The 15,832-nt window shown below is 54.0% G+C and carries 13 protein-coding genes; 1 reads left to right on the top strand and 12 read right to left on the bottom strand.

The window, feature by feature from the left end; all coding sequences use genetic code 11:
* Positions 1-3: 3 nt before the first annotated feature.
* Entirely contained in the window at positions 4-3,477 is a 3,474-nt protein-coding gene (dnaE, locus tag JQC75_RS05660) for a DNA polymerase III subunit alpha (protein WP_203326476.1), read from the bottom strand.
* Positions 3,478-3,731: 254 nt separating this feature from the next.
* Here dnaE and JQC75_RS05655 point away from each other — a divergent pair, with 254 nt between their 5' ends.
* The gene (locus tag JQC75_RS05655) at positions 3,732-4,244 is read left to right on the top strand and encodes a DUF1993 domain-containing protein (protein ID WP_203326475.1); all 513 of its coding nucleotides are present in this window, start codon (positions 3,732-3,734) and stop codon (positions 4,242-4,244) included.
* 110 nt (positions 4,245-4,354) lie between these two features.
* Here the strand turns inward: JQC75_RS05655 and rnhB are convergent, their stop codons facing one another.
* The 11 genes from rnhB to JQC75_RS05600 all read right to left on the bottom strand — a co-directional run bounded on the left by rnhB (position 4,355) and on the right by JQC75_RS05600 (position 15,824).
* Positions 4,355-4,975, bottom strand: coding sequence for a ribonuclease HII (gene rnhB, locus JQC75_RS05650; protein WP_203326474.1), 621 nt, complete (start codon positions 4,973-4,975; stop codon positions 4,355-4,357).
* Positions 4,975-6,153 (bottom strand): lipid-A-disaccharide synthase, encoded by a 1,179-nt coding sequence (lpxB, locus tag JQC75_RS05645; protein ID WP_203326473.1) that lies wholly within the window; start codon positions 6,151-6,153, stop codon positions 4,975-4,977. The genes rnhB and lpxB overlap by 1 nt, the downstream gene beginning before the upstream one ends.
* A 26-nt stretch (positions 6,154-6,179) precedes the next feature.
* Complete coding sequence (gene lpxA / locus JQC75_RS05640) at positions 6,180-6,950, bottom strand: acyl-ACP--UDP-N-acetylglucosamine O-acyltransferase (RefSeq protein ID WP_203326472.1); 771 nt, start codon at positions 6,948-6,950, stop codon at positions 6,180-6,182.
* Positions 6,947-7,408 carry a 3-hydroxyacyl-ACP dehydratase FabZ gene (gene fabZ, locus JQC75_RS05635; RefSeq protein WP_203326471.1) on the bottom strand — a complete coding sequence of 154 codons (462 nt, stop codon included), beginning with the start codon at positions 7,406-7,408 and terminating at the stop codon, positions 6,947-6,949. The genes lpxA and fabZ overlap by 4 nt, the downstream gene beginning before the upstream one ends.
* A 44-nt stretch (positions 7,409-7,452) precedes the next feature.
* Complete coding sequence (gene lpxD, locus JQC75_RS05630; RefSeq protein ID WP_203326470.1) at positions 7,453-8,478, bottom strand: UDP-3-O-(3-hydroxymyristoyl)glucosamine N-acyltransferase; 1,026 nt, start codon at positions 8,476-8,478, stop codon at positions 7,453-7,455.
* Positions 8,479-8,481: 3 nt separating this feature from the next.
* Positions 8,482-8,979 (bottom strand): OmpH/Skp family outer membrane protein, encoded by a 498-nt coding sequence (locus JQC75_RS05625; protein ID WP_203327132.1) that lies wholly within the window; start codon positions 8,977-8,979, stop codon positions 8,482-8,484.
* Positions 8,980-9,041: 62 nt separating this feature from the next.
* Positions 9,042-11,525, bottom strand: a complete 2,484-nt coding sequence (gene bamA / locus JQC75_RS05620; RefSeq protein WP_203326469.1) for an outer membrane protein assembly factor BamA — start codon at positions 11,523-11,525, stop codon at positions 9,042-9,044.
* 31 nt (positions 11,526-11,556) lie between these two features.
* Positions 11,557-12,927 carry a sigma E protease regulator RseP gene (gene rseP, locus JQC75_RS05615; protein ID WP_203326468.1) on the bottom strand — a complete coding sequence of 457 codons (1,371 nt, stop codon included), beginning with the start codon at positions 12,925-12,927 and terminating at the stop codon, positions 11,557-11,559.
* A 21-nt stretch (positions 12,928-12,948) separates the two neighbouring features.
* The gene (gene ispC / locus JQC75_RS05610) at positions 12,949-14,139 is read right to left on the bottom strand and encodes a 1-deoxy-D-xylulose-5-phosphate reductoisomerase (RefSeq protein ID WP_203326467.1); all 1,191 of its coding nucleotides are present in this window, start codon (positions 14,137-14,139) and stop codon (positions 12,949-12,951) included.
* Between the two features lie 2 nt (positions 14,140-14,141).
* Positions 14,142-14,999 carry a phosphatidate cytidylyltransferase gene (locus tag JQC75_RS05605; protein ID WP_203326466.1) on the bottom strand — a complete coding sequence of 286 codons (858 nt, stop codon included), beginning with the start codon at positions 14,997-14,999 and terminating at the stop codon, positions 14,142-14,144.
* Positions 15,000-15,023: 24 nt separating this feature from the next.
* Complete coding sequence (locus tag JQC75_RS05600; RefSeq protein ID WP_203326465.1) at positions 15,024-15,824, bottom strand: isoprenyl transferase; 801 nt, start codon at positions 15,822-15,824, stop codon at positions 15,024-15,026.
* Positions 15,825-15,832: the final 8 nt, after the last annotated feature.

Genomic DNA, 15,832 nt, shown 5'->3' with positions numbered 1-15,832 from the left:
ATCCTAGAACTGGATCCGAATTTTATCCGGGCCTATCAGGGTTTGCAGTGCCAGCACCAGGTCATCGGACGGGTTAACCCGCCACTCATCACTGAGTTGCAAGCGGCCGCTGGCATCGGCGCGGCTGAAGTTCACAATCAGGGGCACGGCGCCGCCCTTCCAGGGCGTGAGCACTTCAAAGAACTTGTCCAGCATTGGCTCTGTGGCCTGCTGTGACGCCAAATCGACCTCAAGCGCCTTGGCAAAATGGCTGCGGGCCTCGCTGATATCGATAATATTGCGGACGGTCATGCGGTTGCCGCCGGAGAAATCATCGAAGCTCACTTCCCCTTCGCAGATAAGAATGCGGTCTTTTTCGAGCAGATGACCAAATTTTTCAAAGGCTTCAGTAAAGAGCATCACCTCAAGGCGGGCGCTCTTGTCATCCAGGGTCAGAAGCCCCATTTTGGAGCCCCGTTTGGTGAGCATCACCCGGCTTGCCACCACCAAACCGGCGGCCTTGACGGTTTTACCCCGCTCGGTGGGGTGAATATCTTTCAGCCTGCCCGAGGTGTAGTTTTTCAGCTCTTTCAGATACTGATTGATGGGGTGACCGGTGAGATACAGCCCCAAGGTTTCCCGCTCACCTTCGAGCCAGATTTTGTCCGGCCAGGGGGTGCATTCCACAAATTGCTGCTTGGCGTCTTCCTGATGGTCGTTCAGGAGACCAAACATATCGTGCTGGCCGGTGGCCTGGGCCTTGGCGTGTTGATCCGCCGCCTGCATGGCCTCTGGCAGGGTTGCCATCATGGAGGCACGGTGTGGCCCCAGGCTATCCAGCGCACCTGAGTAAATCAGTTTTTCAATCACCCGGCGATTGAGCTTTTTCAAATCGACACGGGCACAAAAGTCGAACAGGTCGGTGAAGGGCCCATCTTTTCTGGCCTCGAGAATGGTCTCAACCGGCCCCTCACCCACGCCCTTGATGGCGCCGATGCCGTAGACGATATTAAGGTCTTCATCCACGGTAAACTTGAATAGGCCCTTGTTCACATCCGGCGGAATGATTTTAAGCCCCATGCGATCGCATTCATCCACCAGGGTCACAATCTTGTCGGTGTTGTCCATATCCGCCGACATTACCGCCGCCATAAACTCCGACGGGAAGTGGGTCTTGAGCCACAACGTCTGATAAGACACCAGGGCGTAGGCGGCCGAGTGCGATTTGTTGAAGCCGTACCCTGCGAATTTCTCCACCAGGTCGAAGATCTTCATGGCAAGCTCGCCATCCACGCCATTTTTCACCGAGCCGGCTTCAAAGCCTGCCCGCTGCTTGGCCATTTCTTCTGGCTTTTTCTTACCCATGGCCCGGCGCAGCATGTCAGCACCACCCAGGGTGTAGCCGGCCAGCGTTTGGGCAATCTGCATCACCTGTTCCTGATAAAGGATGATGCCGTATGTGGGTTCGAGGATGGGTTTGAGGCTCTCGTGCTGCCAGGTGGCATCCGGGTAAGAAATCTCTTCGTGGCCGTGCTTACGGTCGATAAAGTTATCTACCATGCCCGACTGCAATGGGCCCGGACGGAACAGGGCCACCAGTGCAATCATGTCTTCGAAACAGTCGGGTTGCAGACGCTTGATAAGGTCTTTCATGCCGCGGGATTCGAGCTGGAATACGGCTGTGGTCTCATAGCGTTTGAGCACGCCAAATGACTTGCTGTCATCGAGCGGAATGGCGGCAATATCCACCGGCGGCTTGCCAAGTTTGGCCAGTCTGGGGTTAATCATCCCCAGCGCCCAATCGATAATGGTGAGGGTTCTGAGACCCAAAAAGTCAAACTTCACCAGTCCGGCGTATTCCACATCGTTCTTATCGAACTGGGTTACCGGGTTTTTGCCCTCGGCGTCGCAATAAAGCGGCGAGAAGTCGGTGATTTTAGTGGGCGCAATTACCACGCCACCGGCGTGTTTACCTGCATTTCGGGTGACACCTTCAAGCTTACGCGCCATGTCGATAAGGTCTTTCACTTCCTCATCGGCGTCGTAGGCCTCCTGAAGACCGGGTTCCACCTCAAAGGCCTTGGCCAGGGTCATGCCCGGCTCGGGCGGGATCATCTTGGAGATACGGTCAACAAAGCCGTAGGAGTGCCCCAGCACCCGGCCTACGTCACGCACCACCGCCTTGGCGGCCATGGTACCGAAAGTAATGATCTGCGACACCGCCTCGCGGCCGTAAAGCTCGGCCACGTGGTCAATCACCTCGTCGCGTCTGTCCATGCAGAAGTCAACGTCGAAGTCGGGCATGGAAACCCGCTCCGGATTCAAAAAACGCTCGAACAGCAGGTCGAATTCCAGCGGATCAAGGTCGGTAATTTTCAGGGCATAGGCCACCAAAGAGCCGGCACCCGAGCCCCGGCCCGGCCCCACCGGAATGCCGTTATCCTTACCCCACTGGATAAACTCCATCACGATAAGAAAGTAACCGGGAAATCCCATCTGGTTGATTACCTGAAGCTCGATATCGAGGCGCTCATCGTACTCCTTGCGCTTCTCGGCTCTGACCTCAGGGTCGGGGAACAGAAACTCCAACCGCTCTTCAAGGCCCTCTTTGGAGCGCTCCACCAAAAAGTCTTCGGTACTTAAATCGCCGGTGGGGAAGTTGGGCAGGAAGTATTCACCAAGACGCACAGTCACGTTACAGCGCTTGGCTATCTCCACCGTGTTCTCAATGGCCTCGGGAATATCGGCAAACAGCTCGCACATTTCGTCTTCACTGCGAAGATACTGCTGCTCACTGTATTTTTTGGGGCGGCGATTGTCAGCCAGGGTAAAACCATCGTGAATGGCCACCCGGATCTCGTGGGCCTCAAAGTCTTCCGGACTCAAAAACACCACCTGATTGGTGGCTACCACGGGCAGCCCAACTTCTGCGGCGTGCTTCACCGCCATATGCAGATAGGTTTCTTCGTCGGCTCGGCCGGTGCGGATAAGCTCGATAAAATAACGGTCGGGGAAATGGGTCTGGTAAAACTCCGTCAGACTCGCCGCCTGCGCGGCATTGCCCTTGATCAGCGCCTTACCCAGGTCCCCTTCTTTGGCGCCGGAGAGCAGCAAAATGCCACTGTTGTAAGTCAGCAGCCATTCCTGATCGATTGCCACCCTGCCCTGCACCTGGCCCCGCAAATACGCCTGACTGATAAGCTGAGTCAGGTTTTGGTAACCCTCGTTGTCCATTGCAAGCACAGTGACGGCACAAAACTCGTCTTCAAACCCGGGCACCAGCATCCAGAAGTCGGCACCAATAATGGGCTTAATGCCTTTGTCGTGGCAGGTACTGTAAAACTTCACCAGACCACAGAGGTTATTCTGATCCGTCAGCGCGATTGCCGCCATGCCTTCGGCCTCGGCCTTGCCAAGAATGGGCTTAACCTTTGCCAGACCATCGGTCATGGAAAAATCTGAGTGAACGCGCAGATGAACAAAACGGGGTTGTGACATGAATATTGGGCTTTGGGTTTGCTCTGAAATCAATAGGGAAAGATAACATGGCAGTTAAGGTCAGCAAAAGGCTTAACTGCTGGTTTGGGGCGTGAGACATCCTATCTGCCGCCACATTCGGCAGGATGCGCGAGCTTGATTGATTTTAACTCTATGTAAGGGCTGCTGGACAAGGTGATAAATGGCAGGCTAGTTTTCTGAAGCAAACGCTTTTATCCAGACACACCATTAGCGCCAAAACGTAAGGAAACGCCATGGCCAACAAAGAAATCAACAAATTAAAGCAGCTTTTTATCAGCCGCCTGCAGGTGCTTTCACACATCTTGAACGTGGCAGAAAAACACCTTGGATCCTTAGATGATGCTGTGAAAGAGCGACTGGCGCCGGACATGCATCCATTGGCAGTGCAGGTAATCTTTGCCTGCAATCAGCCAAGGGGATTTTCACAGTGGTGCCAGGGATTGGCGGTCGAGAATCTGCCGGCAGGAGAGTACAGCCCGGCTGAGCTCAAGCAACTGATTGCGGAGACGGCCGCCATGGTGGATCAAATCCAGGAGCAGGATGCCAAGCTGGACGAAATCAAGCGTATCGGGCTGGGGCCCGGTCGTTACTGCGAATTGCCGGGGCGGGACTATGTGAGTGAATATCTAATGCCCAACTTCTACTTTCACATCACCACCAGTTACGCCATCTTCAGGCACCTTGGGGTGCCACTGGGCAAAGCGGACTATATGGCGTTTATACTGCCCCATGTGAGACAAGCGTGATGCTTTCTGGAACCTGACAGCCAGGGAGTCGCGCAGCTAAGCGTCAAACCGGATTCATTCCGCAATAACAAAAAAGCAGCCAAGGCTGCTTTTTTATCATTTAAACCAACTCAGCGATTAGCCTCAAGCCATTCGCGTACAGGGCGAAAACTGCGTCTGTGTTCTGGCAGCACACCATGGGCGCTGAGCGCTTCAAAGTGTGCCTTGGTCGGGTACCCCTTGTGCCCGGCAAAGCCGTACTGGGGATATCGGGCATCGAGATCTTCCATTTCACGGTCACGGGTGACCTTGGCAATGACAGAGGCCGCACTGATAGCGGCTATCAGGCCATCTCCTTTTACCACCGCATGGGCAGGCAAGCCGAAATCCGGAGTACGGTTGCCATCCACCAATACGGACTCGGGCACTATGGTAAGCCCGGCCACAGCGCGCTGCATGGCGAGCATGGTGGCGTGGAGAATATTAAGCTCGTCGATTTCGGCAGGGCTGGCGCGGCCTACCGAGACCGCCAGCGCCTTATCCATAATCTCAAGATAAAGGGCATCGCGTTTTTTTTCAGACAGCTTCTTGGAGTCATTCAGCCCCGCAATGGGCTTACCCGGGTCCAGGATCACGGCGGCCGTTACCACATCCCCCACCAGCGGACCACGGCCAACCTCATCGACGCCGGCGACCCGTCCCTGTTGCAGCAGCAATGCCTGCTCATCACTCAGGTTTTTATAAACTGCCATCAGAGCACCTCTGAAGTGCTGCCACGTGGCGCTTTGGTACCAATCAGCGCATCGACCGCATCGGCAGCGCGCTCACTGGCATTTTGTCTGAGGCTATGGTGCATCTCGGTAAATTCGGCAATCAGTGCCCGGTTATCCCGGTTCATCATGGCAACCACCTCAGAGGCAATCTTCTGTGGCGTGCAATCGGCCTGAATCAGTTCGGGGACCAATTCTTTACCGGACAAGAGATTTGGCAGCGAATAGCGCTTAATCAACATCATGCGACTGGCAATGCTGTAAGTCAGCGGCGCCACCCGATAGGCAACCACCATGGGGCGCTTGACCAACATGGCTTCCAGGGTAGCAGTGCCAGAAGCCAGTAAGATGCCATCACTGGCCGCCATGATCTCGCGGCTATGACCATCAAAAAGCTGAATTTCCAGCTCGGGAGCATGGGCCTCGATTGCTGCAAGGAATTGCTCGCGACGCTTCTCATTCACCAGAGGCGTGATAAAACGCACATCGGGCAACGCCTCTTTAATGGCAACGGCGGCCTTGATAAAAGGCTCGCTGAGCATCTTAAGCTCACCGCCGCGACTGCCGGGCAGTATCGCAAGATACTCGGCGTCCCTTTCGAGCCCCAGGGTTTCTCGGGCATCGTATTTATTCAGCTCAAGGGGAATATCGTCGGCCAGGGTGTGGCCCACGAAGGTGCACGGCACCTGATGCTTATCGTAAAAGGCTTTTTCAAACGGCAACAAAGACAGCACCATGTTGGTGGCCTTGGCGATTTTGAAGATGCGCTTTGGTCGCCAGGCCCACACAGAGGGGCTGACGTAATGCACGGTTTTAATGCCCTTTTGCTTAAGCTTCTGCTCAAGGCCGATGTTGAAATCGGGCGCATCTATGCCAATAAAGCAATCGGGCTTAAGTGCAAGGAGCTGAGAGACCAGCGAGGAGCGTACCTTCAGAAGTCTTGGCAGCCGTGAAAGCACCTCAACTATCCCCATCACAGCCAGTTCTTCCATGGCAAACAGGGACTCGAAGCCAAGGGCTTCCATGCGGGGACCACCGATACCGACAAAGCGGGCGTTGGGATGTCTGGCCTTGAGTGCTTTAACTAAGCCGGCACCTAAAATATCGCCGGAGAGTTCTCCGGCAACCATGGCAAATACAAGTGGCTTGGATTGGCTCATGTTTTCTCTTAACGACCCATGTTCCGTTAACGGATAATGCCGCGACCGGAGCAGGCAACGAAGTCCATCATCTGCTTCACTTCCGGCACTGTGGCGATTTCATCGGCCAGGGCGGCAGTGGCTTCTTCCACCGTCAGGCTACTGCGATACAAGGTTTTGTATGCGCGGCGCACGGCAAGCTGCGCCTCCTTGGAGAAACCGCGACGCTTCAGACCTTCACTGTTCAGACCGCGTGGAATGGCGGGCTGGCCTGCGGCCATCACGAAAGGAGGTACGTCCTGCAACAGCAGCGAGCACCCCGCCGTAAAGGCATGGGCGCCTATGTGTACAAACTGATGCACACCGGTCATGCCGCCAAGAATTACCCAGTCACCCACGTGCACATGGCCGGCGATGGACGCATTGTTGGCCATGATGACGTTGTTGCCCACCACACAGTCGTGGGCAATGTGAACATAGGCCATGAACAGGTTATTGGAGCCGATGCGGGTTTCGCTGTTGTCCTGAATAGTGCCACGGTGAATGGTCACGTTTTCACGGATGATGTTGTTGTCGCCAATGATGAGCCGGGTGGGCTCTCCGGCGTATTTCTTGTCCTGACAGTCTTCACCGACCGAGGCAAACTGGAAAATCCGGTTGCCTTTGCCAATCACTGTCGGGCCTTTAATCACCACATGGGAATGAATGATATTGTCGTCACCGATTTCAACCCCGGGGCCAATATAGCTCCAGGGTCCGATGGTCACGTTGTTGCCAATTTTCGCGTCGGGATGGACGAAGGCTAATTCACTTATCACTTGCTAATCTCTCTGCGGGCACACATGATTTCTGCGCTGCAAACCAGCTCACCATCCACTTTGGCCTCACCATAGAACACACCAATCCCGCGGCGTTCCTTAATCATTTTCACTTCAAAGTGCAGCTGGTCGCCCGGCTCAACAACCCGTTTAAAACGGGCATTGTCGATACCGGCAAAATAATAAAGCACATCAGGTGATGGCTCGCTGCTCATGGTCTTGAATGCCAGAAGGCCTGTTGCCTGGGCCATGGCTTCAAGGATCAATACACCAGGCATCACGGGAGCGACGGGGAAATGCCCCACAAAGAATGGCTCGTTGATGGTGACGTTTTTGATGGCGTGCAGGGATTCACCCGGGGTGAAGTCCAGCACACGGTCAATGAGCAGAAACGGATATCTGTGGGGCAGATACTTGAGTATCTCTTTGATATCCATGGCGTTCTTTTGATTAGACACGAATTTTGTTCCTCAGGATGCACTGGCGCGCAAGGGGCTGTGCGTTACTTTTCTTTTTTCTGTTTGCCTTCCAGTGCCTTTACGCGCTGGAACAGCTCATCCAGTTGTCTGAAGCGCACAGTATTGCGGCGCCAGACTTTGTTTTCCATGGCGATAGTGGCAGAAGAATACACACCTGGCTCACGGATGACACTGGTTACGTTGGTGGCGCCGCTGACATGGGTGCCATCAACGAGACTCAGGTGGCCAGCGACAGCGCAGTTGCCACCAATTATACAGTATTTACCGATAGTCACACTGCCGGCGATGGTGGAGTTGCCAGCAATGGCAGTATGGGCACCGATAACATCGTTGTGCGCGATTTGCACCTGGTTATCGATAATCACCCCATCATGGATCTCAGTATGGGACAGGGCCCCCCGGTCAATGGTGGTGCTGGCGCCAATTTCCACATTGTTACCAATGCGCACGCCGCCAGTTTGCGGGATCTTAACCCAGTTGCCCCGTTCATTGGCGTAGCCAAAGCCATCTGAGCCAATGACGGCACCTGAATGAACGATGCAGTCCATGCCTAAATGGACATCATGATAGATGGTGACATTGGCCCAAAGCCTGGTACCGCTGCCGATGATGGCATCTTGCGTCACCACAGTGCCGGGACCTATCTGAACCTTGTCACCTAAAATGACATTGGCACCAATAACAGCATTGGCACCAATGCTGACCCCCTTCCCCAAACGGGCGCTGGGATCAATCACAGCCGATGGGTGTATGCCTTCAGCGGCATTCGGGGTTGTATCAAGCAATTGTGCGACCCGGGCAAAGCCGACGTAGGGGTCTTTGAGAATGAGGGCGTTGCCTTCATAGGTGTCAGCATCTTTCGCGGACAAGAGTACAGCGCTCGCTGTGGTTCCTTCCAGCTGAGCACGGTATTTACTGTTGGCCAAAAAGCTGATTTGTCCGGCACCTGCATCTTCAAGGGTGGCCACTGATGAGATCAGTACACTGCCATCGCCCTTGAGTTGTGCTCCCAAATGTTCGGCCAATTGGCCCAGAGTCACTTGCTTCATCTATTACTTGGCCTTGCCCAGCGCTTCTACTACCTTGCTGGAGATATCAAGCTGAGGTTTGGCAAACACCACGGCACCGCTTTGCATCACGACATCGATTTTTTCCTTTTCGGCGATGTCTTTGATGACTTGCTGAACCTTGACCAGGATCTTGTTCTGCTCTTCGGCCTGGCGACGACGTACGTCTTCCTGCAAGGCTTTGCCCTTAAGCTGCAGATCGGCCTGCAGCGCTTCCATCTTGCGCAGGGCTTCGGTCTTCTGAGTTTCGCTCATCAGCGCGGCATCACGCTGGTTTTTCTCCATCAGGCTGCGCAGCTCGCCCTGCAGCTTTTTCACTTCGGCTTCACGGTCGCCGAACTCTTTTTCCAGTGCCTTGCCAATCGCTTCACGCTGAGGCAGCTGTTCAAACACGGCACCCATATCAACGACAGCAATTTTCTCAGCGTTGGCAGCCAATGGCGCGCCAATCAGCATCAGAGTCACGAGTGCACGGTTAAGCATCTTGTTCAAAATAAACTCCTTGTTGTGGTGTTTTGTCACAATCGTCGCCGAGTGTATGTGTTTTAGAAAGTTTTGCCAATATTGAAGGAGAAGATCTCGGTCTCGTCGTCTTCGTACTCTTTAATTGGCCACGCCAGGCTGAATACCATGGGTCCCATGGGTGACAACCACTGTACGCTCATACCCCATGAAGCCCGCAAACGGCTTGGGTCACTGTAGTCTTCCAGCTTGGCAAATTCCTCAGCAGGCAAAGAGCGATACTTGTCGTAATCAAACTCGGTATCCCATACGTTACCGGCATCGACGAAGAAGCTGGTACGCACTGAGTTGGTGTAGGCCTCATCCAGGAACGGCGTTGGCACAATCAGCTCAAGGCTGGCTGTGGCCACGGCGTTACCACCGATGGAGCGGCCCTGACTGACCTGAATTTGGTTAGGATCGCCCGGCAAGCCACAACCATCCCCACTTGGGTCAGGGGAGCAGGGCTCACTGCCACGTACCACGTAGAAGGAACGAGGCCCCACTGAGTTGGACTTAAAGCCGCGCAGACTGCTCGAACCACCCGAGTAGTAGTTTTCCCAGAATGGCAGGATCTGGTCGTTATCGTTGAAGTCTCCATAACCATTGCCGTAGCCTAAGCGGGCACGGGTCAGCAGCACAAAGCTGTGGCTACGGGTCAACGGCACGTAGAAGTTGGTATCCAAGTCAGCCTTGAAGTACTGCAAATCCGAGCCCGGAGTCGACATCTTGCCCGACAAACGCTGACTGGAGCCGTCTGTTGGGAAGGTGCCGCGGTTTAAGGTACTTCTGTACCAACCGGCATTCAGCTCAAAGTTATTGAAGCTTAAGTCGGAGTTGGGATCATCATTGTCGCGGTAGATGTTATAGAAACGCAGTGCCTGCTCGTACGCCGAGATTTCAGAAATGGTGTTATGGCGGAAGCCAATACCAAAGTTGAGGCGGTTGTATTCATTCACCGGGAAACCACTGCTCAGGGCCACACCGTAAGAGCTGTTTTTATAGCGCTCAAGGTTCGCCTCGTTGGCATCAAATTCGTTCCAGTAAATGTTCCCCCCCAAACTCACTCCATCTTTGGTGAAATAAGGGTCAGAGTACGACAGACTCACGTTCTTGGAGTACTTGTTGGTATTGATGTTGATACCGGCCTGATTACCCGTGCCGAGGAAGTTACTCTGCTGTACGCCAAACTGCAGGCTGATACCTGACTCGGTACCATAACCAATACCGGCGTTAAAGGAGCCCGATGGCTGCTCTTTCACCTTAAAGGCCACGTCCACCAAGTCGTCTGTGCCGGGTACCTGTACGGTTTCTGTGTCGACGGTTTCGAAGAAGCCCAAACGGTTCAAGCGGTTTTTCGACAGCTCAACGTTGGCCGAGTTCAGCCAGGCGCCTTCCATCTGACGCAGCTCGCGGCGCAGCACTTCATCCTTGGTCACTGTGTTACCGGTGAAGTTGATGGAGCGAACATACACGCGCTTACCCGGACGTACGTTCACATTGAGGGTCACCTCTTTGTTTTCGTCGTCGATTTCAGGGAAGGTTTTCACCTCCGGGTAGGCATAACCGAAACGGCCCAGATACTTGGAGTACATCTCTTCGGTAAAGGTCACGTCAGCACCGTTGTACTGATCGCCTGCCTTGATTGGCAGAATGGCGCGCATCAGCTCTTCGCGGCCCATCAGGTCGCCGGTGAGGTTCACTTCCTTGACCTTGTACTGCTCACCTTCATCCACATTAATGGTGATGTAAAGGCCCTTGCGGTCAGGGGTCATGGCCACCTGGGTGGAGGTTACCTCAAAGCGGATATAGCCATTGTTGTGGTAGTGGGTTTTGATGGTTTCGAGGTCAGCCTGCAGCTTTTGCTTTTGATAGCGGCGCTCACCGAAAAGATCCCACCAGGCCACATAGTCTTTAAGCTCCAGCATGCCAATCAACTCGGCATCGGAGAACTTGTTGTTGCCCACGATGTTGATCTGGCGAATTTCCGCCGCCAGACCTTCGGTAAATTTGAACTTCAGTTCAACCCGGTTACGGGGCAGGTTAATGACCTGAGCCTCAACCTTGGCGCCGTATTTACCCACACCGTAATAGAAGTCCTGCAGGCCTTTTTCGATGCCGGACAACATGGTGCGGTCGAGGGCTTCACCCACTTTCACTCCACTGTTGTCGAGGCTTTCCTGAAGCTGCTCGTCTTTGATGTCCTTGTTACCTTCAAAAGTCACCTCACTGATGGTGGGGCGCTCTTTGACGGTCACCACGAGGACACCGTCATCATTGGCAACCGAGACGGTATCGAAGTTGGTTGTGGCGTAAAGGCTCTTGATGGCCTGCTGAAGTTTCAGCTGGTCAACGGTATCACCTACCTTGATTGGCAGGCTGAGCAAAGCAGCACCCAGTGCAACACGTTGCAAACCTTCTACTTGAATGTCGGTGACTGTGAATGGCGCAAAGGTCTCAGCCAGACCTGTCCCTGAATATGATGCGCCTAGCAGCATCATAGAGGCAAAAAGCTTATTCAATCTCATAGAGCACTTCTGATTATTTGTCTGTCCTTGCTCAGAGTCGGGCAAAATCATTGAAAAGGGCGATACTCATCAACATTAGCAGCAAGGCTGCCCCAAATCTGAATCCTATTTCCTGCACCTTTTCGGGTACAGGCTTCCCGGTGATCACTTCCACAAAGTAATACAGCAAATGGCCCCCATCGAGCACGGGCAAAGGCAACAGGTTAATGATGCCCAGGTTTACGCTGATAAGAGCCAAAAATCCCAAAAAGTACACCAAGCCGTAGTTGGCGCTATTCCCGGCGCCCTGAGCGATAGAAATTGGACCGCTCAGATTCTTTACCGACACATCTCCGGTAAAGAGTTTACCAATCATCTTCACACTCACTACGGACAACTGCCAAGTCTTGTCGGCAGCAACAGCCAGTGAGTCTAACACGCCATATTTCAACTGAATACGCATGGTTTCAGGCAATTCACTGGCCTGAGGTGTAATGCCTATCAAGCCGACGTCTTTACCATGAGCATCTTTTCCGAGTTTCGGAGTGGCGGTCAGTTGTTTTTGCTCACCACCACGTTTAATGGTGACTTGCAGCGGTTTGTTCGCTGACGACTGGATAGTGGTCACGAACCATTCCCACCCTCCGTATCTGACACCGTCAATGCCAACAATCTCATCACCGGCTTTAATGCCCGCTTCATCCGCAGCGCTGCCGGGAGTCACGGCACCGACCAGAGGCAATACCTGGGGTCTGAGCATCCCCAGTCCAAGGGTACTGATGGGAGACTCTTTTTCCGGGTCAAAACGCCAGTTGCGGGTATCCAGGGTGTAGGTGCGTTCACCACCACTCTGCCCTTCCAGACGCGCCAAAGGCGCCAGCGTCAGGCTCAGACTGTCGTCACCTATGTGGCCAACCAATGCAAGGTTAACCTCTTCCCAGTTACGTACCTTCTGTCCTGAGACCGCAAGGATTTGCATGGGTTCCGTAACTGTGATGACTGATGCAGCAGAATTTTCGTGGGTGGCGTTGATCACCGGCTTTAATGAGGGCACGCCAATCAGGTACATGATGTAGAGCGCAAACACGGCAAAGATAAAGTTTGCCACCGGGCCCGCCGCCACTATGGCGATTCGTTGCCATACATTTTTGCGATTAAACGCCTGAGACTGGAGCGCAGCGGGCACATCGTCCACACGTTCGTCCAGCATTTTGACATAACCCCCCAGGGGGATCATGGCGATAACATACTCGGTACCATCCTGGCCGACACGACGCCAGATAGGCTTGCCAAAACCAACGGAGAAACGCTCCACCTTCACGCCGCAGCGACGGGCAATATAAAAGTGTCCGTATTCGTGCGCTGTGATAAGTAAACCCAGCGCCACGATAAAGGATGCGGCATTCCAGAGGATGTCGTACATGTCTCTCCTTCGAGTAAATTCCTATTGAGCCCGGTTGATTAATTGGTTTGCCATTCGGCGCGCTTCCAAATCCAGCGCAAGAATGGCATCCAGTGAGTCCAGATGGGTCTTGGCTATCTTACCCAGACATTCGCCATTAATCACAGCGATATCGGTAAATCCAATGCGCCCCTCGAGAAAGGCTGCCACGGCGACTTCATTGGCGGCATTGAGCACAGTGGTCGCCTCCTGCCCCTGATGGCAAGCATCCATGGCGAGTTTAAGACAGGGGAAACGATTGTAATCCGGCTCACAAAAGCTTAAGTGTCCGACTTTGAAAAAGTCCAAAGGTTCCACTCCGGCTGAAATTCGCTGTGGATAGGCCATGGCATGGGCAATGGGTGTGCGCATATCCGGGTTCCCCATTTGTGCCAGCACGCTGCCATCCAGGTACTGCACCATGGAGTGGATAACGCTCTGGGGATGGATAATCACCTTGAGTTCGTCCTTGCCGGTGTTGAACAGCCAACGGGCCTCAATAAACTCAAGCCCCTTGTTCATCATGGTGGCTGAGTCGACGGAGATTTTGGGGCCCATGGACCAATTGGGATGTTTACAGGCCTGGGCGGGCGTCATGGCAGCGAGAGAATCCAGTGGCGCATTTAAAAAGGGGCCACCGGAGCCGGTCAGCAAAATGTGTGAAATACCGGCTGCGGATAAATCACAGTGACCTATCTCTCGCTGCGCCTGTTCTGGCAGGCACTGAAATATGGCATTGTGTTCGCTGTCCACCGGCAGCAGTTGAGCGCCGCTTTTCTTGGTTTCCTCAATAAAAAGCTCACCGGACATCACCAAGGCTTCTTTATTGGCCAGCAGCACCCGTTTACCGGCACGCACCGCAGCAAGCGTAGGCAGAAGTCCCGCGGCGCCCACAATGGCGGCCATGACAGTATCTACCTCGGCGGCCGTCACCAGCCCGAGCAGCGCTTCATCGCCGCTGGAAACGTCTATACCCAGGGACGCCGGCAACACCTCGGCAAGCTGCTTCGCCGCCGACTCATCCACCATGTGGGCGTAACGAGGGCGATGCTCGATGCACAGTTCCCGCATCCGCTCCACGCTGGTGGCAGCCACCAACGCAAACGCCCGGTAACGCTCAGGGTTACGTTTGATGACATCCAAGGTACTTTTACCGATAGAGCCCGTGGCCCCGAGGATCACCAGATTTTGCATGTTTACATCCAGAAGGCGATGTAGATAAGGGTAAAGACCGGCAGCGCCGCAGTCAGGCTATCGATGCGGTCGAGGACCCCACCGTGACCGGGCAAAATGGTGCCTGAATCTTTAATGTTGGCAACCCGCTTGAACATGCTCTCGGTTAAATCACCGAGCGCAGACGCCAGCGCGGTAAAGAGGGTCACGGCGATCACCAGTCCCAGCTCCTGCTGAGGAGAGAGGCTCATCACAATGGCGACCACTATCATGGTGGTCAGCAAGCCGCCCACCAGGCCTTCCACGGTTTTGGCGGGGCTGACATTGGGGGCGAGCTTGGTGCGCCCCAGTGCCTTGCCAACAAAATAAGCGCCGGAATCGGCGGCCCACACCACCAACATCACCAAAAATACCATGACTCCACCTAAGTAAGGCGAAGCCTCAGTGCTCAGAGACTTGAGGGCAATCAGGGCCACAAAACATGGCAGCAGCGTCAACTGACCGAACATGGATTTCAGCATATGACTGCGTTGCCACAGGCGAGCGCTTTTGGGGTAAGACACCACCAATGCCATGGCGATGACCCACCACAGACCACCGAGTATGGTCACGGCAAGAAAGATAGGATGCAGCTGCCCGGAGTGCCACACGTCCGATGCTGGCACTAACATATTCAGTGCCACCAGCAAAATGCCCAGGGTGAGCGTAAAGCTCCATTGGGTCATCTGACAACCGGCATCAATAATACGTCCCCACTCTTTTGCGGCAATTAAAAATACGCCCACCAACGCCCAGGCAAATAGGGATGGAGGCAAATAGAAGATGGCGCCAAATACCAGTGGGATAAGCCAGATTGCTGTTATTATTCGTTGTTTTAGCAAAAAACGTCCCTCGTAAAAGATGACTTAAGCACGCAAGGCTTCGATTTGACTTCCAGTCAAACCAAAACGGCGCTGGCGGCTCGCAAACAGGGCGATAGCCTCTTTGAAACATTGCTCGTCGAAGTCCGGCCACAGGGTGTCAGTAAACACCAACTCAGCATAGGCCGCCTGCCAAAGCACAAAATTACTGATGCGGTAATCGCCACCAGTACGGATCATTAAATCAACTTCGCCCTGACTTTGCATGCATAAATGCTGACTTAAGGCCTCTTCAGTAAACTGACTGCTGTCGATTTCACCAGATGCGAGCTTTTGTGCCAATTGCTCGGCCGCCTGGAGTATGTCCCAGCGACCACCGTAGTTGGCTGCCACATTGAGAATAAGGCCAGTGTTGTCCGCCGTTTTTTCTTCTGCGTCGCGAATTTGCTTTTGCAATCGTTCAGAAAACCGGCTGGTATCACCAATAATATTCAGCCTGACCCCATTTTTACTGAGCAGCTTGATTTCCCGTTTCAGCACGGTGAAAAACAGCTCCATCAACAAGTTCACTTCAGTATCGGGACGACGCCAGTTTTCACTGGAAAAGGCAAACAGGGTTAACGACTTGATGCCCAACTGGCGCGCAGTACTCACTGCACGGCGCACGGCCTTAACGCCCGCCTTATGCCCCATTACCCTGGGCTTGCCCTGCGCCTGAGCCCAACGGCCGTTGCCATCCATAATGATGGCCACATGCTGGGGCAGAGACTGGTTGACCAACCCTGAGACATCTCCGAGTTGAGCATCCAACGCCAAATCAGCGGCAATTTCCCTATTGGAAGACATCGATATAC

The sequence above is a fragment of the Shewanella litorisediminis genome (assembly GCF_016834455.1).
In the GTDB taxonomy this organism is placed as follows: domain Bacteria; phylum Pseudomonadota; class Gammaproteobacteria; order Enterobacterales; family Shewanellaceae; genus Shewanella; species Shewanella litorisediminis.
This window is presented reverse-complemented; position numbering and strand designations above follow the sequence as displayed.

What these genes read in the sequence shown, in the direction of transcription:
- rnhB (WP_203326474.1), bottom strand. Translation starts at nt 4,975, where the DNA reads ATGGCAGTTTATAAAAACCTGAGTGATGAGCAGGCATTGCTGCTGCAA.
- bamA (WP_203326469.1), bottom strand. Translation starts at nt 11,525, where the DNA reads ATGAGATTGAATAAGCTTTTTGCCTCTATGATGCTGCTAGGCGCATCA.
- lpxB (WP_203326473.1), bottom strand. Translation starts at nt 6,153, where the DNA reads ATGAGCCAATCCAAGCCACTTGTATTTGCCATGGTTGCCGGAGAACTC.
- ispC (WP_203326467.1), bottom strand. Translation starts at nt 14,139, where the DNA reads ATGCAAAATCTGGTGATCCTCGGGGCCACGGGCTCTATCGGTAAAAGT.
- JQC75_RS05600 (WP_203326465.1), bottom strand. Translation starts at nt 15,824, where the DNA reads ATGTCTTCCAATAGGGAAATTGCCGCTGATTTGGCGTTGGATGCTCAA.
- JQC75_RS05625 (WP_203327132.1), bottom strand. Translation starts at nt 8,979, where the DNA reads ATGCTTAACCGTGCACTCGTGACTCTGATGCTGATTGGCGCGCCATTG.
- lpxD (WP_203326470.1), bottom strand. Translation starts at nt 8,478, where the DNA reads ATGAAGCAAGTGACTCTGGGCCAATTGGCCGAACATTTGGGAGCACAA.
- dnaE (WP_203326476.1), bottom strand. Translation starts at nt 3,477, where the DNA reads ATGTCACAACCCCGTTTTGTTCATCTGCGCGTTCACTCAGATTTTTCC.
- JQC75_RS05655 (WP_203326475.1), top strand. Translation starts at nt 3,732, where the DNA reads ATGGCCAACAAAGAAATCAACAAATTAAAGCAGCTTTTTATCAGCCGC.
- rseP (WP_203326468.1), bottom strand. Translation starts at nt 12,927, where the DNA reads ATGTACGACATCCTCTGGAATGCCGCATCCTTTATCGTGGCGCTGGGT.